General features: G+C 70.8%; 15 protein-coding genes. 3 read left to right on the top strand and 12 right to left on the bottom strand.

Annotated features, from left to right (window positions below; all coding sequences use genetic code 11):
- Window positions 1-13: 13 nt before the first annotated feature.
- The 7 genes from AC0NZQ_RS14410 to AC0NZQ_RS14440 all read right to left on the bottom strand — a co-directional run bounded on the left by AC0NZQ_RS14410 (window position 14) and on the right by AC0NZQ_RS14440 (window position 14937).
- Window positions 14-5872, bottom strand: a complete 5859-nt coding sequence (locus AC0NZQ_RS14410; protein ID WP_474530560.1) for a carboxypeptidase regulatory-like domain-containing protein — start codon at window positions 5870-5872, stop codon at window positions 14-16.
- A complete protein-coding gene (locus AC0NZQ_RS14415) occupies window positions 5869-8607 on the bottom strand; it encodes a carboxypeptidase regulatory-like domain-containing protein (protein ID WP_474530561.1) in 2739 nt (912 codons plus the stop codon). The genes AC0NZQ_RS14410 and AC0NZQ_RS14415 overlap by 4 nt, the downstream gene beginning before the upstream one ends.
- Window positions 8607-11072: a carboxypeptidase regulatory-like domain-containing protein gene (locus tag AC0NZQ_RS14420; RefSeq protein ID WP_474530562.1), complete on the bottom strand. Its 2466-nt coding sequence runs from the start codon at window positions 11070-11072 to the stop codon at window positions 8607-8609. Before AC0NZQ_RS14420 ends, AC0NZQ_RS14415 begins: the two co-directional genes overlap by 1 nt.
- Window positions 11073-11079: 7 nt before the next feature.
- Window positions 11080-11646, bottom strand: a complete 567-nt coding sequence (locus AC0NZQ_RS14425; RefSeq protein ID WP_474530563.1) for a Pvc16 family protein — start codon at window positions 11644-11646, stop codon at window positions 11080-11082.
- A 556-nt stretch (window positions 11647-12202) separates the two neighbouring features.
- Complete coding sequence (glnA, locus tag AC0NZQ_RS14430) at window positions 12203-13627, bottom strand: type I glutamate--ammonia ligase (protein ID WP_474530564.1); 1425 nt, start codon at window positions 13625-13627, stop codon at window positions 12203-12205.
- Between the two features lie 108 nt (window positions 13628-13735).
- The gene (locus AC0NZQ_RS14435; protein ID WP_474530565.1) at window positions 13736-14167 is read right to left on the bottom strand and encodes an RDD family protein; all 432 of its coding nucleotides are present in this window, start codon (window positions 14165-14167) and stop codon (window positions 13736-13738) included.
- Complete coding sequence (locus AC0NZQ_RS14440; protein WP_474530566.1) at window positions 14164-14937, bottom strand: DUF4191 domain-containing protein; 774 nt, start codon at window positions 14935-14937, stop codon at window positions 14164-14166. Before AC0NZQ_RS14440 ends, AC0NZQ_RS14435 begins: the two co-directional genes overlap by 4 nt.
- Before the next feature lie 100 nt (window positions 14938-15037).
- Here AC0NZQ_RS14440 and AC0NZQ_RS14445 point away from each other — a divergent pair, with 100 nt between their 5' ends.
- Complete coding sequence (locus tag AC0NZQ_RS14445) at window positions 15038-15496, top strand: C40 family peptidase (RefSeq protein WP_474530567.1); 459 nt, start codon at window positions 15038-15040, stop codon at window positions 15494-15496.
- A 93-nt stretch (window positions 15497-15589) separates the two neighbouring features.
- Here the strand turns inward: AC0NZQ_RS14445 and lipA are convergent, their stop codons facing one another.
- Both lipA and lipB read right to left on the bottom strand, forming a co-directional pair.
- Window positions 15590-16510 carry a lipoyl synthase gene (gene lipA, locus AC0NZQ_RS14450; RefSeq protein ID WP_474530568.1) on the bottom strand — a complete coding sequence of 307 codons (921 nt, stop codon included), beginning with the start codon at window positions 16508-16510 and terminating at the stop codon, window positions 15590-15592.
- A gap of 7 nt (window positions 16511-16517) precedes the next feature.
- Complete coding sequence (lipB, locus tag AC0NZQ_RS14455; RefSeq protein ID WP_474530569.1) at window positions 16518-17153, bottom strand: lipoyl(octanoyl) transferase LipB; 636 nt, start codon at window positions 17151-17153, stop codon at window positions 16518-16520.
- A gap of 120 nt (window positions 17154-17273) precedes the next feature.
- On the opposite strand from lipB, the gene AC0NZQ_RS14460 reads away from it, so the two are divergent.
- Complete coding sequence (locus AC0NZQ_RS14460; protein WP_474530570.1) at window positions 17274-19526, top strand: MMPL family transporter; 2253 nt, start codon at window positions 17274-17276, stop codon at window positions 19524-19526.
- Here the strand turns inward: AC0NZQ_RS14460 and AC0NZQ_RS14465 are convergent, their stop codons facing one another.
- The gene (locus AC0NZQ_RS14465; protein WP_474530571.1) at window positions 19527-20264 is read right to left on the bottom strand and encodes a Type 1 glutamine amidotransferase-like domain-containing protein; all 738 of its coding nucleotides are present in this window, start codon (window positions 20262-20264) and stop codon (window positions 19527-19529) included. It lies immediately after the preceding gene.
- A 102-nt stretch (window positions 20265-20366) separates the two neighbouring features.
- Here AC0NZQ_RS14465 and AC0NZQ_RS14470 point away from each other — a divergent pair, with 102 nt between their 5' ends.
- Complete coding sequence (locus AC0NZQ_RS14470; RefSeq protein WP_474530572.1) at window positions 20367-22214, top strand: serine/threonine-protein kinase; 1848 nt, start codon at window positions 20367-20369, stop codon at window positions 22212-22214.
- 89 nt (window positions 22215-22303) lie between these two features.
- On the opposite strand, the gene AC0NZQ_RS14475 is transcribed toward AC0NZQ_RS14470, so the two are convergent.
- Together AC0NZQ_RS14475 and sucB are read right to left on the bottom strand one after the other, a co-directional pair.
- A complete protein-coding gene (locus AC0NZQ_RS14475; RefSeq protein WP_474530574.1) occupies window positions 22304-23191 on the bottom strand; it encodes a TIGR01777 family oxidoreductase in 888 nt (295 codons plus the stop codon).
- Between the two features lie 28 nt (window positions 23192-23219).
- Entirely contained in the window at window positions 23220-24683 is a 1464-nt protein-coding gene (gene sucB / locus AC0NZQ_RS14480; RefSeq protein WP_474530576.1) for a 2-oxoglutarate dehydrogenase, E2 component, dihydrolipoamide succinyltransferase, read from the bottom strand.
- Between the last annotated feature and the right edge of the window lie 12 nt (window positions 24684-24695).

The following is a 24695-nucleotide window of genomic DNA, read 5'->3' on the forward strand; positions in this document are numbered from 1 at the left end:
CGTCAGGAGCGGCTCAGGGGAAGTCGATCACGAGCGTCTCGCTCGTGCTGTCGATGTCGACCTGGTTGCTGGTCTTGGTCACGGTCACCGGCGGATCGCCGGCGTCGGCGCCGGGCTTGGTGCCGGAGAACGTGGCGGTGACGTTGTCGTAGTACGGCACCACCGTGAAGGTCACGTCGCCGTTGGCGCTGACCGTCTGTGTCGCGGGGGTGCCGGTGGCGGAGTTCGGCAGGTTCAGCGTGACGGATCCGCTCGCACCTGTCGGCAGGTCCTTGACCGTGACCTTGACGGTGGCGCTGCGCTGGGTGAGCACGACGTTCTGCGTGGCAGCCGTCGAGGTCAGCGTCACCGCCGAGGCCGACCAGCGAGCGTCGATGTTCGACGGCGTGACGGTGTAACTCGACCCGGTCGCGCCGAAGAGCGAGATCGAACCGGGCGAGTTCGGGCCGACCGTCGTGCTGCGGTAGACGGTCGTCCCGCCGGTCGCGATCGTCAGCGTCAGCGCGGTCTGCGGCGTCTGGCCGGAGGAGCTGTCGGTGGTGACCGGGACGTTGGTCACGCCCGTGGCCATCGCGTACTCGTCGAGCTTGTAGTTCCGGCTCACCCCGGTCGTGGTGTCGGCGCCCGAGACCGTCACCGTGGCGCTGAAGGTGCACGTTCGCGCTGGCGCCTGGGCGGTGCTGTCGTTGCTGCAGATCTGCGTCACGGAGCTGCCGTCGCCGGCCGTGACGGTGCCCAGGTGTCCGGCGGGCAGGGACACCCGCAGCGTCCAGTCGTTGCCGAACGGCACCGCCAGGAACGTGTAGCTCATGGTGTTGCCCGTCGTCGTCGGACCGCTGCCGAGCAGGTCCTGCCCGTAGCTGGCGGACTTGAGGTGCCAGGCCACCGAGCTGTAGTCGATGCTCGAGTTGACGGCCAGATTTACGGTGACGTCACGGGTGACACGGTCGAGCTGGGTGGTTCCGTAGGGGTTGTCGACGCCGCTGTTGATCCGTCTCGGATCGCTCGAGCGGTACTGCCGGTAGCCGTCCAGGCGGCTCACCGTGCCGTTGTACCGGACGAAGTAGAAGTTGCCGTCCGGAACCCCGTCGATGAACCAGCGTCCGTCCTGGCCGGAGATGGTCTTCGTCGTGGTCGTCATCGGGGTGGTGTTGTCCTCGGCCGTCGCGACCTGGAAGTTGCCGCTGCCGTCGAGCGTCCCGAGCTCCACGGGCACGCCGTTGAGGCCGACCGCCGTGGTCTGCGAACCCTGCAACCCGGTCACCTGTCCGCTGGCCGTGGAGACCTGGACGTTTACCGGCAGGTTGAAGGTGACGTTGGCGGTACTCGCGCTGGTGTTCCGCGCGAGCGGGGCATCGCCGAAGGTGTAGTTGAAGTTGCTGCCGAAGGCCTCGACCCGGTAGGTGGCCGGCGAGAGGCCGGTGAAGACGAAGGTGCCGGAGGCCTTCGCGTCGGAGGTCTGCGATTCGCCGGTGTCGAGCCGGGTGATCTTCACCTGACACGACTTGTTGGTGCAGCCGTAGTTGACCGGCGGGGTGGCGTTGCGCTGCAGCTGGACTGTCAGCTGCACCGACTTCAGGTGCATCGCCTGCGAGGCGTCGGCGTCCGTTCCGCTGGCGATCGTGACGTTCTGCGACTCGGGCTTCCAGCCCGACGCGGAGTAGCTGACCGTCCAGACGGTGCCCGGCGTGAAGGTGCGCGTCGAGCCGAACGAGAGCTGGCCGGAGCTGGAGACCGTGGCGGTGACGGTGCCCTTGCCGGCACAGTCCGTGGCCGGGGACGTGCAGGAGGCGGTCACGCTGAGGCCGGCCGGCAGCTCGGTCGGATAGGGGTTGCCGTTGCCGGCCGTCGAGCCACTGGTGCTGAGGTAACCGGTGACGGTGCCGCCGATGCCGCCGAGGGCGGTCAGGACAGGGGCGGTGGTGAAGCTGCAGCCGGCGGTCGTGGTCTGCAACGGGCAGTCGACGACGCCGGTGGCGCTCTGGAAACCGGCACGGGTGACGGTGACGTCGTAGGTGCCCGGCCAGGCCTGGCCGGGGGTGCCGATGTGCGAGTCGGTCCAGCTGAAGTTGCCGTTGTTGTCCACGCTGCCGGTGGTGACGGTGCCGGCGCCGTAGGAGCTCCCCGAGCGTGGGGTCACGGTCACGGTCGCGCCGCCGACATTCGACCCCGCCGGCGTGGCGGTGATCTGCAGCGCGGACGTGCTCGCGGGCAGCGGCTGCACCGTGATCGCGGGCCCGGAGGAGGCCAGCGCGTACGAGCCGTCCACCTGCCGGAAGGCTGCGGCTGTCGAGGTGACGGACTGGACCGCCACCTTGGCGCTGACCAGCTGCACGTTGGTGGCGAGCGGGGTGTCGGCCGTCCCGGTGTCGGTCACGGTGCCGCCGCACGCGCTGACCGAGCTGGCCGAGGTGTCGGTCACGGCGAAGCAGCCGTTGGCGTCCGTGGTCACGGTGATCGACTGCTGCTTGGTCGTCCCGGTGGTGTCGTCGTTGACGACACCGGTGAGCTGCAGCCTGACGTTGCCGAGCGGCGTCTGGTTCTGGCTGCGGTAGGACGTGACGAGCCTGCCGGCGACGATGCCCACCGGCTGGGTCAGCACCAGCGGGCCGGCGGAGGTGTCCTGCTGATCGCTGACGCGGCCGACATCGATGCTGCGCGGCGCGTACCCGTCGGCGGTGACGGTGCAGGTGACGTCGGCGGCAGCGTCGACACCGTCGATGATGACGTTGCCGCCGCCGTCGAGCGTCGACAGGTCGCCCGCGGACTGGTCGGCGGTGGGCCCGCACGTCGCGCCACCGGTGAGGCCGGCGGCCGTCTGCCGGTTGCCGTCGCTGTCGAGAGTCTGCAGCTGCAGGACGACACGGCCGTCGCGCAGGATCTCGGGGGAGAAGATGCCGGTCTGCCCGCGGAACAGCGTCTGCTGCGCCGGGCCCGTTGTCGTGACGTACCAGGGGTTCTCGGTGACGGCGTAGATGTTGTAGGTGCCGTCGCAGAGGCCGGTCATCGTGTACTGCTGGTCCTCGTCGAGTTTGGCGACCTTCTGCTGCGGGTCGCCGCGCGTCTTGCAGACATCGACGGTGGGCGGGGTGAAGTCGCAGGCCGTCGGCGCGGGCGAGGTGTCGGAGACCGGCCGCGCGACGATGCAGCTGACGTAGCCGTCTGGTGACGGCGCGGCCGGGCCGTCCTTGGCGAGGTTCGACCCCACCGACTTGACCGTGCCGGTCAGGCCGTTGGTGGGGAAGAGCGACACGGTGGGCGCGTTGGCGATCGTGTTCGCCGGAACGCGAATGGTGACGGTGCCGGGCAGGTAACCCTCGACGTAGACGGTGAGCCGGTAGATGCCGGCCGGCAGGCCCTGGTAGGCGTAGAGCGAGTACGCGGTGGGTGCGTTGTCGGCGATCGGGACCGTCGGCGCCGGGGTCACCTGGTACTTCGCCGGGTCGGTCGAGTCCTCGGTCGCGATCGGCACCTCGATGCCATTGGTGTTGCGCAGCGTGAAGCTGACCGAGCAGGTCGGGTCCACGGCCTTCTGGCAGGTCAGCGCACCGGAGGGGTCGGTGGCGCTGGAGACGAAGCCGGTGATCGAGGAGGCGTCCTTGTTGCTCGCGACCGGCAGCGACAGGGCGCCGTCCGGGACGTTCACGGGGATGCCCGCCTTGACGTCGACATCGGTGTAGGCGGTGCCGAGCCCGGCGAACTCGGCGCTCAGCACGTAGCTGCCGGGCGCGACCCCGTCCAGGCGGAACGCGCCGTCCTCACCGGTCGTCACCTTGTACTTGTTGGCCTGCGAGGTCAGCGTGATGCCGGCGCCGTCCACCGGACCGGTGATCGGCTGCTTGTCCTTGTCGGTCTTGACGCTGCCGTCGTCGTTGAACTGCGCGCCGCTCACGGTGCCGCGCACGACGGTCGTCGCGGACGTCATCGAGATGGCCTGCTGCCGGGTGCGCTGGTTCAGCTTGATCGTCACGGCGCGGGTCTGGGTGACGTAGCCGGGCGCCTGCGCCGTGATGACGTACCGGCCGGCGGGCAGGTTCGGCAGCAGGTACGTGCCGGTCTGCGAGCCGGTCGTGATGGTCGTCGAGGTGCGCTGCGTGTCCGATGACGTGGCCGTCACCGAGACGTTGCCGAGCGGCTCCGCGTCCCCCTGCGAGGTCGGGCCGGTGACCGAGCCGGTCAACGTGGTGGCGTCGTCGTCCAGCTTCAGGTTGACCGTGCCGCTGCCGCCGGCGCCGAGCGTGACGATCCGCGAGTCGGTGCTGAGTCCGTCCTTGTAGGCGGTGACGAGGTAGGTGCCGGGCGTCGAGAGGCCGTCGACCGACCAGTCGCCCTTGTTGCGGCCGCTGGAGTCGGAGCTGGAGGCGACCGTGGTCGTGCCGTCCGACAGCGTCAGGGAGGCGCCCCCGACTGCGCCGTCCGGACCGGTGACGACACCGCGCAGGACGCCCTTGCCCGGCACGAGCGTGACCTTCATCGGTTCGGTGGCGGCCGCGCTGGATGCGTCTAGCACGTAGCGCTGTGTCTGGAAGCCGGCCTTGGCGAAGGTGACGAGGTAGTAGCCGGGAGCGGTGACACCGGCGAAACCCCACGAGCCGTCGGCCTTGGTGACGAGGTTGCGAGCCGGATTGGCGAGCGTGACGGCGCTGCTGCGGTCGGCGAGCGCTGCCTCCGGGATCTTGCCGAGGCCGCGGAAGAGGTCGGAGTTGACGCCGCGACCAGTGGCGCCCTGCGCGTCCTCGTCCACGAGCGAGGTGGGCTTCATCGACACCGTCACCCCGGCAGGGATGTCGTTGTCGACGGTGCCGCTGAACTGCACCTTCTGTGCACCCGCGCTGTCGGAACCGGAGCTGCCCGAACCCGAGCCGCCCGAACCTGAGCCGCCCGAACCCGAGCCGCCCGAACCCGAGCCGCCCGAACCGGAGCCCCCGGAGCCGCCTGATCCCGAGCCGCCCGACCCCGAGCCGTCACCGGAGGCGCCGGCGGACGGCGTGGCGGTCTGCGTCGTGCGCAGCTTGTCCAGCGCCTTGTCCCGGGCGCTCGCGACCTTGTCGCGGCTGGAGCCGCTGTCGGAGTCGTTGGCCATGTTGACGATCTTCGGGATGAAGACGATGGCCAGTCCGGCCCAGAGCGCGACGACCGCCAGCAGGGCGAAGAACTTCGGCGCGGTGTTGCCGAAGAGCGCCTTGGTGGTGACGGCGGCGTCCGCGCGCCGGGGGGCGCCCCGGCCGCGGGCGGTGACGGTGTAGCCGTAGCGCGTGGGGCGGCCGAAGGCCTGTGTCGCCACCTTGACCCTGGCCGGGACGGTCGCGCTGGTGCCGGGGGCGAGCTCGACGACATCGGCCGACGGGATGACCCGTGCGGCGTCGTGGGAGCTCACGTCGAGCCGCACCGACTCCGGGGTACTTCCCACGTTGCTGACGACGATGCGCACGGAGCCGCGCCGGCGGCGACTGATCTCGGCCGGGGCGATCGACACCTCGAGCCGTCCCGCCGCGTCGACGGCGAGGGCGTAGTCGGCGATGGCCGCGCTCGAGGTGGCCTTGCCCGACGCGGGGTCGATGGCCTGCACCGTGATCGCGAAGGGGTACTTCGCGGCGAGGGTGCCGACGGCGGGGTGCAGCGTGAAGTCCATCGGGACGGTCTCGCCGGGCATCAGCACCCGGCTGCGGCTGGCCTCGGGCAGCCAGTCGGCGTCGACCCCGAGGAAGGTGACGGCCATGATCCGCGGCTCGGGCGCCCGGTTGGTGACGAACGCCCGACCGCCGACGCTGCTCCCGGCGGCGGTGCGGATCGTGGCCTCACCGTCGGCGGTGACCGCGGGCGGGAGGTCGTCGGCGTAGCCGCCCGAACGGGGCGGGGGCGGCGTCGTCATTGGCCTACCTTGATGTTGGCCCCGGTGTACTGCCTGCTGGGACGCACGGTGATGGTGAGGGTGTTGGTCGCCGCGGCCGGGTCGCTGGTGGGGCCGGTGGCCAGCGTGTAGGTGCCCGCGTCCACGTCGTCGAAGGTGAACGTGCCGGCCAGGCTCCGCCCGCTGGCGTCCCGGTCGTCCGACGTCCGCGTCCGGGTGCGGTCCAGCACCGTGGTGGCGTACTGGTCGCGCAGGTAGAGGAAGACGTACCAGTTCTCGCGCGGGCCCGTGTTGGTGGAGGTGCTGCCGGCGTTGCAGCACGACACCGAGCCGTTGATGGACGCCGGGCGCGGCAGCTCGATCACCTTGTCGTCGATGCGTTGCCCGGCGATCAGGGAGATCACCTCGGATCGTGGCGTGGTGCCGCTGCGACTGCTGGCCGTCAGCGTGTACGTGCCCGGCGGGACGTTCTCGAAGCTGAAGGCGCCACATTCCGGCGCCACGGATGCCGAGGTGACGGTGTAGGTCGAGGCTCCGGTGCTGAGGGTCACCGTCGCCTCGCCGAGATTGTCGCTGCCCGAGCCACAGGTCGTCGCTCCCGGCTGCCGCACGGATCCGTCGAGGATCGCCGTCGCGGACTGCATCTGCACCTGCAGCGTGTTGTTCGATCCGACGCGGGTGCCCACCGAGCCCTGCGTGACGCGGCCGGCGGAGTCCAGCGAGACCGAGATGGTCTGTGACTGGAGGTCGGCGCGGGAGAAGGTGGCGGTGTACGTGCCGGGCACGGCGAGACCGGCCAGCGACCAGCGCCCCTGGTCACCCTTCTCGCTGCCGGTGACGGTCTGGATCGAGGAGCGGCCGTTGGTGAAGGTGACGCTGACGCCGGGCGCGGGATCGTTGCCGGGCAGCTCGGTGACGGTGCCGGAGAGCGCGGCCGAGGATCTGGTCATGGTGATGTCGACGCCCGTGAGGCTCTGGGCGTTGGAGAGGCTGAGGCTGATCGTCTGCGACGCGTAACCGGCCCGCGTAGCGACCACGGTGTAGGAGGCCGGCGTCGAGAGCGTCCGCAGCGTGAAGGTGCCGGCGTTGGCACCGGATTGCGTGACCGTGCTCGCCGACGACGTGCCGGTGGTCGCGGTGATGGTCACCTGGTCCAGCCCGGCCGAGCCGTCGGTGACGCGGCCGCGAATCTCGCCGTCGCCCTTGACCAGTCGTAGCGAGACGCCCTTGCGGGTCTCGCCGGCGCCGACGTCCACGCGCTGCGTGGCCGTGGCGTAGCCGGCCTTCACCACGACGAGGTCGTAGGTGCTGGGGGAGGGGACATTGCTCAGCGTGAACGAGCCGTCCGAACCGATGGGAACCTGCTGCACGACGGCGCCGCCGTTGTCCGGTGGCGTCACGGGTGCGCCCGGTGTGGCCGGCGCCCCCAGCGGGGAGCTGCCCGCGGTGTTCGTGCCCGGCGCTGTCCCGGTCGGCGCGGCCGCGTTGACCCCGCTCGGCAGCGTCTCGAGGAAGAGCGTGGACGCCCCCACGTCGTCGCCGACCACGTTGCCGGTGATGGTGGCGGGCACGCCGCCGAGGGCGACGTCGAGCTTGCCCTTCGTCTGGCCGGCGTCCAGCGAGACGGCGGTCGCGTCGTCCGCGGTGGTGGCGCCGGGATACCAGAGCTGGTTGAACCCGGCGCCCCGGAAGCTGATCTTGTAGGTGCCGGCCGCGAGCTCGGCGACGCTGTAGCCGCCGCGCTGGTCGGTGACGGTGGTGGCGACGGCCTCGGCGGTGTCGGAGTCGGCGTAGACGCTGACGGCGACACCCGGTACCGGCGTGCCCGACGTCAGCTGCCGGACCGTTCCCGAGACCCCCGAGGTGCCGGTGGTCGCGGCGCCGGAGTCCTTCGCCGCGGCCACCTGGAGGGCGAGGTTGCGGTCGGCCGTGCTCTGCGCGACCAGGCGGGACAGTGCCAGCGTGATGACCAGGGCGAAGACGGTGGCGGCGAAGAGCAGCCCGAACAGCGACAACGCGCCGCGCGCCATCACCGACTTCTGGATGAAGGTGGCGTTCGCCAGTGCCGTGCGCTCGTCGGCGTCGTCGTCCTCGACGGTGCCGCCCGCGACCGCGGCGCCGTCGTCGGCATGGTCGCCGCGTCGCCTGGTGACGGTGGCCGCCAGCGGGGGGTGGTCGTCGAGAAAGACCGAGAGCGTGCGCACCGTCGGCATGCCGAAGAACGAGCGCTTGGCCGCTGCTCGCATGTCGACCACGGCGTGCTGGCCCGGTTGCAGATCGACGTGGGCGGGCTCGAAGCCGAACCTGACCTGGCTCTCGGGATCGTCGCCGGCGAGGTATCCGACGAGGTTCGTGTTGCCGGTGTTCTCGACCAGCACGCTGAAGCTGGCCCGCTTGCCGGCGGTGACGACCATCGGGTCGACGCGAAGCTGGGTCATCGGCGCCTCGGGCACCGAGAGGTCGATCTCGCTGATCGTGCTCGCGTACGGCTCGGTCAGCTCGCGCACCTGCACGGCGAGGCGCCGGTTGCCCGCCGGCATCCCCCGCGGCGGGTCCACGGTGATCTCGACGACCCGGGTCTCGTCCGGGAAGAGCGAGAGGTGCTCGGTGGGCAGCTCGACCCAGCCGGGGTCGGCGCCGAGCACGCGGATCGAGTAGCCGGCGATGATGGATTCGGTGTTCGTCACGGTCAGGATGACCGGCTGACCGATGCCGGGGGTCAACTCGAGGGACGAGGGGGCGAGGTCGACGCGCATCAGCTCGTCGCCTTCAGCGAGATGTTCTGCTTGACCGGCTTGCCGTCGGTCTCGTCGGGGATCCGTACGAGGGCGGTCCGCTGGCGGTAGCCGTCGGCGACCACGGTGACGCTGTAGCTGCCCGGTGCGAGGTCGTCGAAACGGTACTTGCCGGTCGAGCTGGTGGTCGTCGTCGTGAAGCTCTGCTGTCCGTTGGTGGCGGTGACGGTGGCGCCGCCGACAGCCGTGCCTTTGCTCGTCACAGCGCCGCGCACGCTGCCCAGCCGTTGTGCGAGTCGGATGACGGTCTGGTTGTCGGCCCCCTGCGGCAGGGTGACGGGGACGCTCGCGGTGGCGTACTGGCCGCTGGTCGCGCTGAGGGTGTACGACCCCGACCGCAGCCCGTTGATGATGAAGCGGCCGGTGTCGCCGGTGGTCAGCGTCGTGGTGGTCGGGGGCGCTCCGGACGTCGCCGCCCCGCCGACCGTGACGGTCACACCGCCGAGGCCCTTGCCATCGGGGCCGATGACCTTGCCGGTGACCGAGCCGGTGCCGCCGGCGAGATTGACGTCCGCGCTGGCCTGGCTGGCGCCCGCCTTGAGGTCGACGACCTTGGTCACCGAGCCCCGTCCCGGCGCGGAGACGGTGACGATGTAGGTGGCCGGCGTCGGGAGGTTGCTCAGCACGTACGCACCGACCTGGCCGCTGGTCGGCGTGCCGACGCTGACGGTCTGGCCGCCGACCGTGGTCGTGACGGTGGCGCCGCCGAGGGCCTGCCCGTCCGAGCGGACCGTTCCCGAGATCTGGCCCGCGGCAGCGCCGAGTGTCACCGTCGGCTCGATGCGCGAATCGGCGCCGCTGACCGAGTCGATCAGCGTGCTGGACTGGTAACCGGGGGTGGTGAAGTTCAGCTGGTAGCTGGCCGGCGCCGGCAGATTGCGCAGCGTGTACGAACCGCCGCTGGTCGTCGCCGTCGCCACGACCTTGCCGGCCTTGTTGCCGAGCAGCGAGCGTGCCGTCACCGTGGTGGCGACCGTGCCGCCGTCGTCGCCGGCGTCCACCTTGCCCGTGATGCTGGCCGGCTTGCCGGTGACGACCTCGTTGATGTCCTCGGTCTTGCCCTGGGCGATGGCGACGATCTTCTGGGCCGTGGTGCTGGTCGGCTGGTTCGGGAACCAGCTGTCGACGAAGCCGGCGCGGGAGAACTTGACGACGTAGGACGTCGGGAAGAGGCCCGCCAGCGTGTAGGTGCCGTCGGTCTGGGTGGCGGCGGAGCTCATCTCCAACAGACCGCTGCGTCCCTGCCGGTAGGCAGTGACGAGGATGCGCCCCACCGGCTGCTGGTCCACGGCGCCGACGACGGTGCCCGAGATGGTGCCGCCGGTGCCGGGCGGCACCTGTCCGGACTTGCTCAGCGCGCCGGCGGGTGCGGCGTCGGCCGCGTCGCCGCCGGCGCCGTTGGCTGAGCCGCCCGAGCCGCCCGAGCCGCTCTTGACGGCGCCGTTGGCGTCGGAGCCCGCGGTGCTGGCGAAGAAGGAGGCCGGTGCCTGCTTGGTCATGGGATCGCCGGCGAAGACCTTGCCCAGGCCGAGCAGGAATGCCGCGGCCCAGAGGGCAATGATGCTCAGCAGGATGAGAACGGTGAGCAGGCCGCGGCTCACCGTCGGCTTCTGCCGGAGTCGCACCGAGGTTTGGCGCACCAGTTCGACTGCGGCGCCCTCGTCCTCGGTGTCGGCGACGGGGTCCCCGCCGGGGTGCGCCTCCGGGTCGGCCGGGGGAGCGAGCAGGGCGGTGCTGCCGTTGGCCACGATGGCGGCGTCGGATTCGAGGTCGGCCGGCAACGGCGCGAACTCCTCGGTGCGGTCTTGGGCGTTCGGGTTCCGGCCGGCGGTCCATGCCGGACGGGCGACGGCCTCGACCGAGACGATGCGGTCGATCTCGGCGCCGGTGAACATCCGCGGCCCGCGGACCTGCATGAGGACGGGGGCGACGGTGTTCGGTTCGAGCCGCCGTGTCTCGGGCGTGAAGGCGATCTCGGCGAGCCGGTCGGGGTCGGCTCCGGAGAGGCGGACGTCCAGCGGAACGTTGCCGGTGTTGGTCAGCTCGATGACGAAGCGGCCGGCGCGGCGGGCACGCACGATCCGCGGCTTGACCGCCATCCGCAGGCCGGGGTGCGCGGCGACCTGCAGGTCGACGTCGATGTAGTCCGGCGGTCCGTCGGTGCCGTGGGAGACGACCTCCACGGTGAGCGGGTGCCGGCCGGCGGGGTGCGCCGCGGGGACGTTGAGGCCGACGTGCACCTTGCCGGCAGCGTCCGGGAAGAGCGGCAGCAGCTGCGGCTGCGACGAGACGTACTCGGTGGCCAGGCCGATGACGTTGGCGCTGATACCGGCGATGACGGCATCGGTGTTGACGACTTCGAGGGTGAGCCCGGTCGAGGCGCCCGGCTCGACGGCGAGCAGGGTCGAGTCGGCTACGACGCGCACGAGGCGCTCACTCGGCGGTCCCGGTGTCGCCGGGGCGTCGCGTGTAACTGGCGATGCCGGTGACGGGGGCGGGCTCGACGGTCCAGCCGAAGGTGTCGGCCGCGACGGTGCAGTGCATCGAGAAGCCCGCCTGCAGGCTGTTGTTGGCGCCGGCCCAGATGTCGCGCGCGCGGTGGCGGTCGTCCTCGACGAAGGAGAGCAGGATCGAGGAGGTCAGCGCGGGCGTCGTGTACTCGGCCGGCACCATGTCCAGGCCGGCGATGCGGCTGATGACCTCGCCGAGCAGCTGATGCGACTCCACGACGTCGTTGCCGACCCAGGCGCTGACCATGTAGTTCAGCTCGATCATGGGCTGCGGCGCCCGCCGCTCGCCCTTGCCGTTCGCATCGACCCGGCGCACCGGTGCGCGGTTCGGCACCGAGCTGCGGGTGATGTCGAAGAGGAAGAGGTTCACCGTCGGGCGGGTGATGCCGCCGGACCACTGCGAGCTGGGGATGTCGAAGCTGATGTCACCGATCTCGCGGGGAAAGGGCAGCTCGGTGCGCAGCATGAGCTCGAGGCTCTCGTCCACCATGCGGATGAACATGACGTCCCGTCGGATCGAACCCACTGTCGCTGGATCGGTGCGGCGGGCCGGGACCATCTTCGCCTAACGCCGGTTTAGCGGTCAACGCGAACGGGCATACTCGCGCCCTTTTCGGGCCCTTTTCGCCAGGGCAGAGGACGTTGAGTCAACGTTGCGGGACCAACGTCCCGCAACGGCGCAAAAGGGTCGCCTGACAGCAGCGACGGCCTGGTGCCACAGCGCGGACTCGACGTCGATTTTCGTCCCCGTGTTCTGCACCCGAATACGCGTGCAGAACACGGGGAGGTCGAGACGACCCCGCCGCTTTCTTCGGGCGGCGGGTGAGGGGCCGGAAAACGCCACGAGGCCCCGGCGAACCGGGGCCTCGTGGGTCAGGACGACTCAGACATCGTGATCGCCGCTGCGCGGCGCAGCGACGTCGTCGTGATCGCCACTTCGCGGCTCAACAGCGTCGTCGTCACTCGGAAGCACAAGCAAGCTTGGCTTCACTCGCTCCTAGACGCTGTCACTCGGAAGCTTGAGCAAGCTCGGCTTCGCTCGGCTCCTAGACGTCGTAGTACAGCTCGAACTCGTGCGGGTGCGGGCGCAGCCGGATCGGGTCGATCTCGGCGGTGCGCTTGTAGGTGATCCAGGCCTCGATGAGGTCCTCGGTGAAGACGCCGCCCTCGGTGAGGTACTCGTGGTCGGTCTCGAGGCGGTCGAGCACCTCGCCGAGCGACCCCGGCACCTGCGCGATCGAGGCGAGCTCGTCCGGCGGGAGCTCGTAGAGGTCCTTGTCCACCGGGGCGGCCGGCTCGATCTTGTTCTTGATGCCGTCCAGGCCCGCCATCAGCATCGCCGAGAAGGCGAGGTAGGGGTTGGCCGACGGGTCGGGCACGCGGAACTCGATGCGCTTGGCCTTCGGCGACGAGCCGGTGATGGGGACGCGGATGCAGGCGGAGCGGTTGCCGGCCGAGTAGACCAGGTTGACCGGCGCCTCGTAGCCCGGCACCAGCCGGTGGTAGCTGTTGACCGTCGGGTTGGTGAAGGCCAGCAGCGACGGCGCGTGGTGCAGCAGGCCACCGATGTAGTAGCGCGCGAGGTCCGACAGGCCGGCGTAGCCGAGCTCGTCGTAGAACAGCGGCGAGCCGTCCTTCCACAGCGACTGGTGGCAGTGCATGCCCGAGCCGTTGTCGCCGAAGAGCGGCTTCGGCATGAAGGTGGCGGTCTTGCCGGCGGCCCAGGCGACGTTCTTGATGATGTACTTGAACTTCTGGACGTCGTCGGCTGCCTTCTGCAGCGTGTTGAACTCGTAGTTGATCTCGGCCTGACCGGCGGTGCCCACCTCGTGGTGCGCGCGCTCGAGCTTGAGGCCCGCGTTGATGAGCGCGGTGCTCATCTCGTCGCGCAGGTCGGCGTAGTGGTCGACCGGCGGGACCGGGAAGTACCCGCCCTTGTAACGCGTCTTGTAACCGCGGTTGCCGCCCTCCTCGATGCGTCCGGTGTTCCAGGCGCCCTCGATGGAGTCGATGTGGTAGAAGCCCTCGTTCTGGGCGGTCTGGAACCGCACGTCGTCGAACACGTAGAACTCGGCCTCGGGGCCGAAGAAGGCGGTGTCGGCGATGCCGGTGCTCTTGAGGTACTCCTCGGCCTTGGCCGCGACCTGACGGGGGTCGCGCTCGTAGGGCTCACCGGTGCGGGGCTCGACGATGGAGAAGTTGAGGTTCAGCGTCTTGGCCTTGCGGAACGGGTCCACGAAGGCAGTCTCGGCGTCGGGGATGAGCTTCATGTCCGACTTGTGGATCGCGGCGAAACCGCGGATCGAGGAGCCGTCGAACATGGCGCCCTCGGTGAAGAAGTCGTCGGGCAGGGTGGCCGCGGGCACGTTGAAGTGCTGCTGCTGGCCGGGCAGGTCGGTGAAACGGACGTCGATGAACTCGACACCCTCGTTCTTCACGAAGCTCAAGACCTCGTCGGGACTGCTGAACATCCGTCCTCCGTTGACAGGTATGGGGAATCGGCGGCGACGCTACGTCGGCATTGTTTCAGGCCGGTTGCGCGGCTGTGGCGCGGGCACCGGGTGCGGCCGGCGCCGCGCTCAGTTGCGGACCACGGCGGTGTCGGTGAGCCGCTCGTGCATGCCGCGGCCGTCCCGGTCGAAGACGACGGCCGGGATGAGGATGCAGAGCAGCGCCGTCCGGGCGAGGATCCGACCCGGTCCGATGGCCGCGTCCCGGTCGACGCGGATGAGGCGCAGGCCGGTGAGGTACATGCCGAGCGTCCGGCCCGCGAAGAGCACCCCGAGAACGTAGATGAGCACGAACGGCACGTAGCTCCACAGCTGCGGCAGGGCACCCTCGACACCCTTCCCGCTGCCCCGGACGAAGAGCGAGGCGACGAGGCCGGAGGCGACGATGTCGATGAGGAAGGCACCGAGCCGGACCCCGCCGGTGGCGAGCGAGCCGCGCCCGGACTCGGGCAGGCCGATGGCCTCGCCGCGGTACTTCTGCGGGCGCTGCGGGGCCGTCACGACTTGCGGCGGACCGTGCGCTGCATGCTGCGCATCTTCGCGCCCTGCGGCATCGGACCCTGCGGCAGCGGCGACTTGGCGCCGCCGAGGGCGGCGAGCCGCTTCTCCAGCGCGCCGACCTGGTCCTTGGAGAGGTTGGCCGGCAGCTTGAGCAGATAGCGGTTCAGCTTGCCGAGCCGGATGTCGCCCTCACCGGTGCCGACGGTGATGTCGTAGATGGGGGTGTCGCCGACGACGCGGGCGGTGCGCTTCTTCTCCTGCGCGATGAGCCCCCGCAGCCGGTGCGGCGCCCCCTCGCCGACGAGGACGACCCCCGGCCGTCCGACGAGACGGTGGACGGCGTCGAGTTGGGTGGTGCCCGCGACGGCCTGGGTGAGGCGCCAGTCGCCCCGCAGCTGCTGCTGCAGCATCCAGCCGGCGGCGCCGGCCTGTCCTTCGGCCTGGGCGAACATGGACCGTTGCGCCCGCCGGGAGAAGAAGAGCATGCCGACGAAGACGGCCATCAGCAGCGCGAGCGGGATCGGGAAGACGAACGAGTCCGTGACCAGGAACGCCAGCGCGAAGACCACCGCCGCGACCACGACCATGACGGCGATCAGCGTCGGCAGGAACTTCGGGTCGTTGTTCTTGGTGATGACGAACGCCTGGCGCACGTTGCGCCAGGTCTCCCGCCGCTTTTCACGCTTCGCGGTGCGCAGCGCCTTCTTCTCCTCGCCGCTGAGCTTGACCTTGGGTGCTTTGCCGGCCTTGCCGCGCGCGCCTGTCGCCATACCGTCGAGGATAGTTGGCCCCGTCACGGACGCGCAGCCGTAGGTTCCTTGTGAGGTCTGCGTTTGGTGTTTACCGATCCGTTATGCATACTCGGTCCCCGTGCCTGCTCTTCGCCGCCTGACCGTCGCCCTCCTCGCCGTCGCCGCCTGCGCGCTCTCGCTGCTGGTGGCCACGCCGGCCGAGGCTGCCACCTCGCCGGCGGCCAAGCGGATCATCTCGATCGCCAAGTCGTTCGTGGGCCACGCCCGCTACGCCGAGGGCGGCAACTCGCCCCGTCGCGGCTTCGACTGCTCCGGATTCACCCAGTACGTCTACGCCAAGGCCAAGGCCGGGAAGCTGCCGCACAACGCCGAGGGGCAGCGCCGGATGAAGCACATGAAGCGCGTCTCGGCTCGCAAGGCCCGTCCCGGGGACCTGGTCTTCTACAGCAAGCCGGCCTTCCACGTCGCGATCTACGCCGGCCACCACAAGCAGTACGCCGCCGCCACGCCGCGCGACGGCATCCGCTACCAGCGGATCTGGAGCTCCGACGTCACGTACGGACGGTTGGTCAAGTAGCGCCCACGGCTCTTCCCCTGCGGTGTGGTCATATCCGATGCGGAGAATCGACCACTGCACAGGGGAAGAGGCGGTGTGCGACTACTAGCCCCGCTACGCTCGCCTCGCCTGCCGGTACAGCCGACCGGCGCGGTAGGACGACCGGACCAGCGGGCCGGACATGACGCCGGCGAAGCCGATCTCCTCGGCCTCTTCGCGCAGCTCGACGAACTCCTGCGGCTTGACCCAGCGCTCGACCGGATGGTGCTTCGGCGACGGGCGCAGGTACTGCGTGATGGTCACCAGCTGGCAGCCCGCGTCGTGCAGGTCCTGCAGCGCCTCGCTGATCTCCTCGCGGTTCTCGCCCATGCCGAGGATGAGGTTGGACTTGGTGACGAGTCCGAAGGCCCGGGCCTGCCGGATGACGTCCAGCGACCGCTCGTAGCGGAACCCCGGCCGGATGCGCTTGAAGATGCGTGGCACCGTCTCGACGTTGTGCGCCAGCACCTCGGGGCGGCTCTCGAAGACCTGCGTCAACAGCTCGGGGATGCCGTTGAAGTCCGGGACGAGGTTCTCGACACCCGTGCCCGGGTTCAGCTCGTGGATCTGGCGGACGGTCTCGGCGTAGAGCCAGGCTCCACCGTCGACCAAGTCGTCACGGGCAACGCCGGTGATGGTCGCGTAGCGCAGCTGCATCGTCTTGACGCTCTCGGCGACACGGCGCGGCTCGTCACGGTCCAGTGGCTTCGGCCGGCCGGTGTCGATCTGGCAGAAGTCGCAGCGCCGGGTGCACTGGTCGCCACCGATGAGGAACGTCGCCTCCCGGTCCTCCCAGCACTCGTAGATGTTGGGGCAGCCGGCTTCCTGGCAGACGGTGTGCAGGCCCTCGGACTTCACCAGCGACTTGAGCTCGGTGTATTCCGGACCCATCTTGGCGCGGGTCTTGATCCACTCGGGTTTGCGCTCGATCGGCACGGCGCTGTTGCGCTGCTCGATGCGCAGCATCTTGCGGCCCTCGGGCTGGACGGCGGTCATACGGACATCACGAGACCACGGTACTGCCGTGCAGCGCGGCCGGCAGGTGACGCTCGACCAGCGGCAGCACGTCGGCGACCGTGACGTCCCGGCCGGTCTCCTGCGACAGTGAGGTGACAGCCGCGTCGGGGATGCCGCACGGGACCATGTTGGCGAAGAAGCGCATGTCGGGGTCGCAGTTGAGGGCGAAGCCGTGCAGCGTGACGCCACGGGCGACACGGATGCCGATCTGTCCGAGTTTGCGGTCCGGAGTGCCGGCGACCCAGGCGCCCGAGCGACCCTCCACCCGTCCGGCGGTAACGCCGAACTCGGCGCAGACGTCGATGAGCATGCCCTCCAGGCGGCGCACGTAGGCCACGACGTCGACCGGGTCGGGGAGCTTCACGATCGGGTACCCCACCAGCTGGCCGGGGCCGTGCCAGGTGATCTTGCCGCCCCGGTCGACGTCGATGACGGGGGTGCCGTCGAAGGGCCGTTCGTGCGGTTCGGTGCGCTTGCCCGCGGTGTAGACGGACGGGTGCTCGAGCAGCAGCACCGTGTCCGGCGCCGTGCCCTCCACCACCTGCCGGTGCAGCTCACGCTGCCGGTCCCACGCCTGCCGGTAGTCGACGGTCCCGGCGCGGACGATCTGCACGTCGCTCACACCCTCCACGGTACGACCCGGACGGTGATGCGAAGTAGGGGTCTCGTCTGACGAATGTCAGGGGTGATTGGGGGCAAAACCCCATCGAGTCCTGTCGGTCTCCACCGCTACGGTTCTGCCGTGACCATGACCGATACCCCGCCGTCCCCGGCGTCGGACCCGACGTCCGAGAAGCCCGCGAAGCCCAAAGCCGTCTGGGTCGTCCTCGCCCTCGGCATCATCATGTTCCTCGTCGGCGCGGCCGGCGGCTCCTACGAAGGCAAGCTCGGCGAGGTGCAGAAGAACGACAGCTCGTCGTTCCTGCCCGACTCGGCCGACTCGACCAAGGTCGCCAATGCCACGCAGAAGTTCGTGGGCAGCCAGTCCATCCCCGGCTTCGTCGTCTACAAGCGCGCCGGCGGTCTCACCGCCGCTGACAAGACCAAGATCAGCTCCGACATCGCCAAGTTCCGCTCGGCGAAGGGCGTCTCGGCTCAGGAGATCCCGCCGGCGGCCGCGGTGAGCAAGGACGGGACGGTCGCCTCGGTCTCGGTCCCGCTCATCGGCAAGAAGGCCAACGGCGACAGCCTCGACGGCACCCAGCTGGTCGACAACGAGAACGCGGTCCTCGACATCGCGAAGAAGGGCGCACCGGACGGGCTGAAGGTCTACAGCGCCGGTGCGACGGGCCTGCTCGTCGCCTTCATCGACGCCTTCGACGGCTTGGACACCAGCCTGCTCCTCGCGGCAGGCATCGTGGTCATCGTCCTGCTGCTGTTCGTCTACCGCAGCCCGGTGCTCTGGTTCTTCCCGCTCTTCAGCGCGGTGCTGGCCCTCGGTGCGTCGGCCCTCGTGATCTACCCGCTGGCCAAGAACGGGGTGATCACGCTCAACGGCCAGAGCCAGGGCATCCTCTCGGTGCTCGTCATCGGTGCCGGTACGGACTACGCGCTGCTGCTGATCAGCAGGTACCGCGAAGAGCTGCACGTCTACGAGAGCCGGCTGCACGCGATGGTCGCGGCCTGGAAGGGTGCCGCCCCCGCCATCGTCGCCTCGGCGATGACCGTCATCCTCGGTCTGATCTGCCTGTCCTTCGCGGAGCTGAACTCGACCGCCGGGCTCGGCCCGGTCTGCGCGATCGGCATCGCCGCCACCGTGCTGGTCATGCTGACGCTGCTGCCGACGCTGCTGGTGATCTCGGGCCGCTGGATCTTCTGGCCGAAGCGACCGAACTTCGATCGGCAGGCCGACCTGCTGAAGAACCACGGGGTGTGGGGTCGCTTCGCCGAGAAGGTCGCCGGCAACGCCCGGCGCAGCTGGATCGGCGCCGCGGTCGTGCTCATCGCCTGTGCCTTCGCGGTCATCGGGCTCAAGACCGAGGGGCTCTCCACCCAGGACGGTTTCACCAGCAAGCCGCAGGCCGTGGTGGGTCAGGAGATCTACGACGCCGCCTTCCCGCAGGAGAAGGGTGCCGGTGCACCGGCACAGATCCTCGCCAACGACGACAAGGCCGACGACGTCATCGCCGCGGCCAAGCGCGTGGACGGGATCTCCTCGGCGGGCAACGGTGTCTGCGTCGCCCTGGACTACGGGAAGATCACCTCGCTCTCCTCGGCGCAGCGGGCGCAGTTCGTGGCGGCGCAGGCGCGGCAGCAGTGCCCGCCGTCGTCCGTGCAGGCCACCCCCCGGGACGGCAAGATCCTCATCAGCGCGCAGCTGACGTCCAGCTTCGACTCGACCGCGGCCTACCAGACCGTGGACCGGCTGCGGACGGCGCTGGACAAGGTGAGCGGTGCCGACGCGCTCGTGGGCGGGCAGTCGGCGTCCAACCTCGACGTCCAGGACGCCTCACGGCACGACCGCAACCTGATCATCCCGATCGTGCTGGCCGTGATCCTCGTGGTGCTGGCGCTGCTGCTGCGGGCCCTGCTCGCCCCGATCATCCTGATCATCACGGTGGTGCTGTCGTTCCTCGCCTCGTTGGGGGTGAGCGCGATCTTCTTCAACCACGTCTTCGACTTCGCCAACGCCGATCCGGGTTACCCGCTCTTCGCCTTCGTCTTCCTGGTGGCGCTGGGCATCGACTACAACATCTTCCTCATGACCCGGGTACGTGAGGAGACGGTGCGCCACGGCACGCGACAGGGCATCACCCGCGGTCTCGCCGTCACCGGTGGCGTGATCACCTCGGCCGGCCTAGTGCTGGCGGCGACCTTCGTGGTGCTCGGGGTGCTGCCGATCGTCTTCCTGGCCCAGATCGGCTTCACGGTGGCCTTCGGCGTCCTGCTCGACACCTTCGTCGTCCGCTCGATCCTGGTGCCGGCGCTGGCCCACGACATCGGCAAGAAGATCTGGTGGCCGTCCAAGCTGGCGGCGGCCGGCGCGAAGGACTGATCAGAGCCTGCGGGTCTCCAACGGGGTCTCGACGGCAGCCTCGCTGCTGCCGCCGGGGCCCCGTTCGACGTGGTAGGCGAGCTTGCCGTCGCGCTCGGTGACGGCCTCGACGAAGTCCGTGCCGCGATAGAGCACGCCGGCCCCGTCGTCGGTCGCGTAGCCGGCGGGCAGGGTGCCGTCGGCGATGAGGCGCTGGAAGAGCGGCCGACGCTGCTCCTCGGAGTCGTAGTGGACGCCGTTGCTGAACGGGACGAGGCCGAGGCCGTTCGTCACCGGTCGCAGGTCGGGACCGAAGGAGTCGGTGGTGCCACCGGCATGCCAGCAGATCGACCCGGCCGACACCCCGGTGAGGACGACACCGGCCTCCCACGCGGCGCGCATCGCCTCGTCGACGCCGTGCAGTCGCCACATCGCGAGGAGGCCGGCGACGCTGCCGCCGCCCACCCAGACGACGTCCTGGTCGAGCAGGTGGGCGGCGATGTCCGGGATGTTGGGCATCGGGAAGAGCGCTAGGTGCGAGGCGTCGAAGCCGGCCACCCGCGCGGCGTCGTAGAAGTTGACGATGGTGGCGTCCTTGTCGCCCTGGGCAGTGGCGAGCAGGCAGACGCGGGGCGCGCGGCCGGTGACGCCGGCGAGGTCCACGGCGAAGTCGATCAGCCGGTTGAACTCCCACGTCGTGCTGCGGCCGGCCTTGAGCCCGCCGGACGTCGCGAGGATGGTGGGGGAGTCGGCAACCATGCCCCGACCCTAGTGAGTGGACCGCGGCGCGCTGCCGCAGCTGCTCGGATCCGCCCTGTGGACAACGCCGATTCCGACCGCGGGCGCGCCTAGCCTGCAGTCGTGGCCGGATGGAAGCTACGGGGATACACCGTCGAGCAGCTGCTCGGCCGTGGCGCGTCGAGCGAGGTGTGGCGTGCCCGTGTGGCCGGCAACGGCGAGCCGGTCGCGCTGAAGCGGCTGCTGCTCACCGACGCCGACCAGGTGCGGCGCGCCCACGGCGAGGCGGCGCTGCTGAGCGTCCTGGATCACCCCAACCTGGTGCGGCTGCACGACGTGGTGTCGACGCCCGATGCCGCCGTCCTCGTCCTCGATCTTGCCGACGGCGGCTCGCTGGCCGACCTCCTCGCCGCGCGGGGGCGTCTGACACCGGGCGAGACGATCACGGCGCTGGCGCCGGTGGCGGCGGCGCTGGCCTACGTCCATCGTCATGCGGTGGTTCACGGCGACGTCTCACCTGCCAATGTCCTCTTCACCCGGGGCGGGGTGGCCTTGCTGGCGGACCTGGGCGTCAGCCGGCTGACCGGCGACGAGTCGAACGCCGAGAGCACCCTGGCCTACCTCGATCCCGGCGTCGCCGTCGGCGGGGCGCCCACCACCGCCAGCGACGTCTACATGCTCGGCGCGGTGGCGCTGCATGCCCTCACCGGCGAGCCGCTGTGGTCCGGGGGGAGCGTGGCTTCACTACTGGCCGCCGCAAGTCGCGGTGACACTTCGGCTGCGCTCGCGCGCCTCGCCACCGCCGGGGTGCCGGACGGGATGGCAGCCGTCATCCGTCGCGCCCTGGACCAGGACGTGCCGCGCCGTGGCACCGCAGCCGACTTCGCGCTCGACCTGCGGCACAGCGGGACCCCGGTGGCCGTCGAGCTGCGGGCCGGACGTCCGCTGCTCGCGCCGGACCACGGCGGTGCAGTCATGGGCGGCGGGGCGGTCACGGGCGGTGGGGTTGTCATGGGTGGGGCGGCCGTCACCATCGGCGGGGACGAGCCGCCGCAACCGGGGCAGACCTCGCCGAAGCTGCGACGCGGCGGCGCCGGTCCGCCGTACGCGCCGCGACACGCGGCCGGGTCGATGGCGGCGCGGCGCGTGGCCGCCGTCGCCGACCGCGCCGGTCCGCGCGGGAGCGCCGTCTGCGCTGCGAGGGTCGGTGAGCCGGACCTGCATTCTGCCGGAACCGTGGGGCAGTCCGCCGCGCCGCGCGTCGCCGCTGCGGCGAGGGTGGGCAACCCGGCGCTCCGTGCCGCCGGAGCCGCCGGAGCCGCCGGAGCCGGGGGAGCCGCCGGAGCCGGGGGAGCCGCCGGAGCCGCGGGGGAGCCCGCAGCGCCGCGACGGGGACGGTTGCCCCCGACGATCGCGGTGCAGCGCGCCCGCCCCGAGCTGCCCGTGCGTGCCGGCCGCCGCCCCGGCAGGTGGACGGCCCGCCGAGCCACCGTCTTCGTCGCGGTGGTGGTCCTGCTGGCGGCGGCGCTGATCGCGGGTCTGCGGCTGGTGAGGTCGGACGGTGACATGCGCCAGACCGCAGCTCGCGTCGACTGGCCGGCCGAGCTGCGGTCGGTGGACCGGCTCCGTGCCCGCGCCTACGCCGAGCGCGACCCGGGCCTGATGTCCCGCGTCTACCCGGCCGGGCCGCTGCGCCGCGAGGACGCCGCCCGCCTCCGGCTCATCGTGCCGGTCGGCTGCTCGCTACGGGGTGCCGGCACCCGCTACAGCAACGTCAGTGTGACACCACGGCCACGCGACGGGGCGACCGCGCGGGCCAGCCTCCGAGCGACGGCACGCATCCCCGCCGCGCTGCTGCACTGTCCCGGCCGCACCGACCGGCGCCTCGCCGCCGTCGGCCCGACCAGACTCCGTATCGAGCTGGTGCGGGACCGATCGGGCGCTCGCATCGTCGCCCTCGCCCCGGTCTGACCGGCCGACGGCTCGGTGACGGTGTGCCGGGTCGGCGGCCACGGTCCGGGTCAGCGGCCACGGTCCTTGGGCGGCGGCCCCGTGCCGGGTCAGCGGCCCAATTCGGCGCGCAGCGCGGGCTCGAGGTCGGGGTAGCGGAACCGGAACCCGGCGTCGAGCAGCGCCGTCGGCACCGCGTTCTGCCCGGTGAGCGCGTTCCACGCAAACTCGCCCAGCACGAGCTTCGCCGCGAAGGCGGGCACCGGGAAGACCGTTGGCCGGTGCAGCACGCGACCGAGGGTCTTGGTGAACTCGGCATTCGTGACCGGTCGCGGCGCGGTGAGATTCACCGGGCCCGAGATGTCGTTGTCGATGGCGAAGCGGATCGCAGCGACCTCGTCGTCCAACGCGATCCACGGGAAGTACTGCCGTCCGCTGCCGAGCCTGCCGCCGATGCCGGCCTTGGTGACCAGGGACAGCGGCTTGAGTAGCCCGCCGCCCTTGGCCAGCACGAGCCCCGTCCGCAGATGCACCACCCGGCTCCCGGCCTCGCGCGCGGGAGCGGCGGCATCCTCCCAGAGCTGGCAGACGCCGGCCAGGAAGGAGTCGCCGACCGGTTCGGTCTCGTCGATCTCCCGGTCGCCGGTGTCGCCGTAGTACCCGACGGCGGAGGCGCAGACCAGCGGCGTCGCCCGTCCCGCCGCCGCTACTGCCCGGGCCAGGGTGCCGACGCTGTCGACCCGGCTACGGACGATCTCCTGCTTGTAGGAGCCCGTCCAGCGCTTGTCCGCAACGCCGACTCCGGAGAGGCAGACCACGACGTCGGTGCCCTCGAGCAGGCCGGGATCGAGCTCGCCCGCGGCCGGTTCCCAGCGCGCCTCGCCACTGCCGGACGGGTCGCGCCGCACCAGTTGCAGCACGTCGTGCCCGTCGCGACGCAGGGACTCCAGCAGCGGCTGTCCGATGAGCCCGGAGGCCCCGGCGAGAAGAATCTTCACGCCGGGGTCTTACCCGTTCCGGGACGTCCTACGACAGGCCGAGTGACCGCTCGAAGGCGCCGGCCTCCAGCCGCTGCTTCATGGTGGTGAGGAAGCGGGCCGCGTCGGCGCCGTCCACGACCCGGTGGTCGTAGGAGAGCGCCAGATAGACCATCGAACGCACGGCGATCGTCTCGCCGAGGTCCTCGTCGTCGATGACGACGGGCCGCTTGACGACCGCCCCGGTGCCGAGGATGCCCACCTGCGGCTGGTTGATGATCGGGGTGTCGAAGAGCGCACCGCGGCTGCCGGTGTTGGTGAGCGTGAAGGTGCCACCACCCAACTCGTCCGGGGCGACCTTGTTGTCCCGCGTCCGCGCCGCCAGGTCGGCGATCTTGCGCGCGAGGCCACCCAGGTTCAGGTCACCCGCGTCGTGGATCACCGGCACCAGCAGGCCGCGGTCGGTGTCGACCGCGATCCCCAGGTGCTCGGCGTCGTGGAACGTGATCGTCTTGTCCTCGAGGTTCACCGAGGAGTTGACGACCGGGTGCGCCTTGAGCGCCTCGATCGCCGCCACGGCGAAGAAGGGCAGGAAGGAGAGCTTGACGCCCTCGCGGGCCTCGAACTCCTCCTTGGCCCGCTCGCGCAGCCGCGCGATACGGGTGACGTCCACCTCGACGACGGTCGTGAGCTGCGCTGAGATCTGCAGCGACTCCACCATGCGGGCGGCGATGACCTGCCGCATCCGCGACATCTTCTCGACCTTGCCCCGCTGCTGAGTAGCGGTCGCCACCGCCGTGGCGGCGGCGTCGGGCTTGTCGCTGGCGCCGGCGGCGGCCCGGTCAGCCGTGCCGGAGCTCGCGGCAGGCGCCGAGGCGACGGCGTCGCGGGCCTGCTCGGCCGCGGCGAGGACGTCGGACTTGCGGATGCGCCCACCCACGCCGGTGCCGGTGACGGTGCTCAGGTCGACGTCGTGCTCGCTGGCGAGCTTGCGGACGAGCGGCGTGACGTAAGCGCCGGCAGACTCCTCCTCGGCCGCGGGGGCCGGGTCGGCAGCCGACTCACCGGGCTGCTGCGCCGGTGCCGGGGCAGCAGCCGGCTTGGGGGCCGGCTTGGGCGCGGGACGCGGGGCCTCCTCGGCCTTGACGGGCTCCGGCTCGGGCTGCGGTTCCGGCTGGGGCTGGGGTTCCGGCTCGGGCTGGGGTTCCGGCTCCGGCTCGGGCTCCGGCTCCGGCTCGGCCTCGGCACCGCCGCCGGACGAGCCGCCGTCCTCGCCGGCGTCACCGATCACGGCGAGCTCGACGCCGATCTCGACGGTCTCGTCCTCCTGGACCTTGATCGACAGCAGCGTGCCGGAGGCCGGCGAGGGCACCTCGGTATCGACCTTGTCGGTCGAGACCTCGAGCAGCGGCTCGTCGGCATCGACGTGCTCGCCCTCGGCCTTGAGCCAGCGGGTCACGGTGCCCTCGGTGACGCTCTCACCCAGGCGCGGCATGGTCACGGACGTCGACATCGGTGCGGGTAC

The organism is Jatrophihabitans sp. sgz311053, from assembly GCF_056135305.1.

Bases quoted from the DNA above. Each gene is read 5' to 3' on its own strand.
- AC0NZQ_RS14425 (WP_474530563.1), bottom strand. From the start codon at position 11,646: ATGGTGGACGAGAGCCTCGAGCTCATGCTGCGCACCGAGCTGCCCTTT.
- AC0NZQ_RS14415 (WP_474530561.1), bottom strand. From the start codon at position 8,607: ATGCGCGTCGACCTCGCCCCCTCGTCCCTCGAGTTGACCCCCGGCATC.
- AC0NZQ_RS14440 (WP_474530566.1), bottom strand. From the start codon at position 14,937: ATGGCGACAGGCGCGCGCGGCAAGGCCGGCAAAGCACCCAAGGTCAAG.
- AC0NZQ_RS14465 (WP_474530571.1), bottom strand. From the start codon at position 20,264: ATGGTTGCCGACTCCCCCACCATCCTCGCGACGTCCGGCGGGCTCAAG.
- sucB (WP_474530576.1), bottom strand. From the start codon at position 24,683: ATGTCGACGTCCGTGACCATGCCGCGCCTGGGTGAGAGCGTCACCGAG.
- glnA (WP_474530564.1), bottom strand. From the start codon at position 13,627: ATGTTCAGCAGTCCCGACGAGGTCTTGAGCTTCGTGAAGAACGAGGGT.
- lipA (WP_474530568.1), bottom strand. From the start codon at position 16,510: ATGACCGCCGTCCAGCCCGAGGGCCGCAAGATGCTGCGCATCGAGCAG.
- AC0NZQ_RS14410 (WP_474530560.1), bottom strand. From the start codon at position 5,872: ATGACGACGCCGCCCCCGCCCCGTTCGGGCGGCTACGCCGACGACCTC.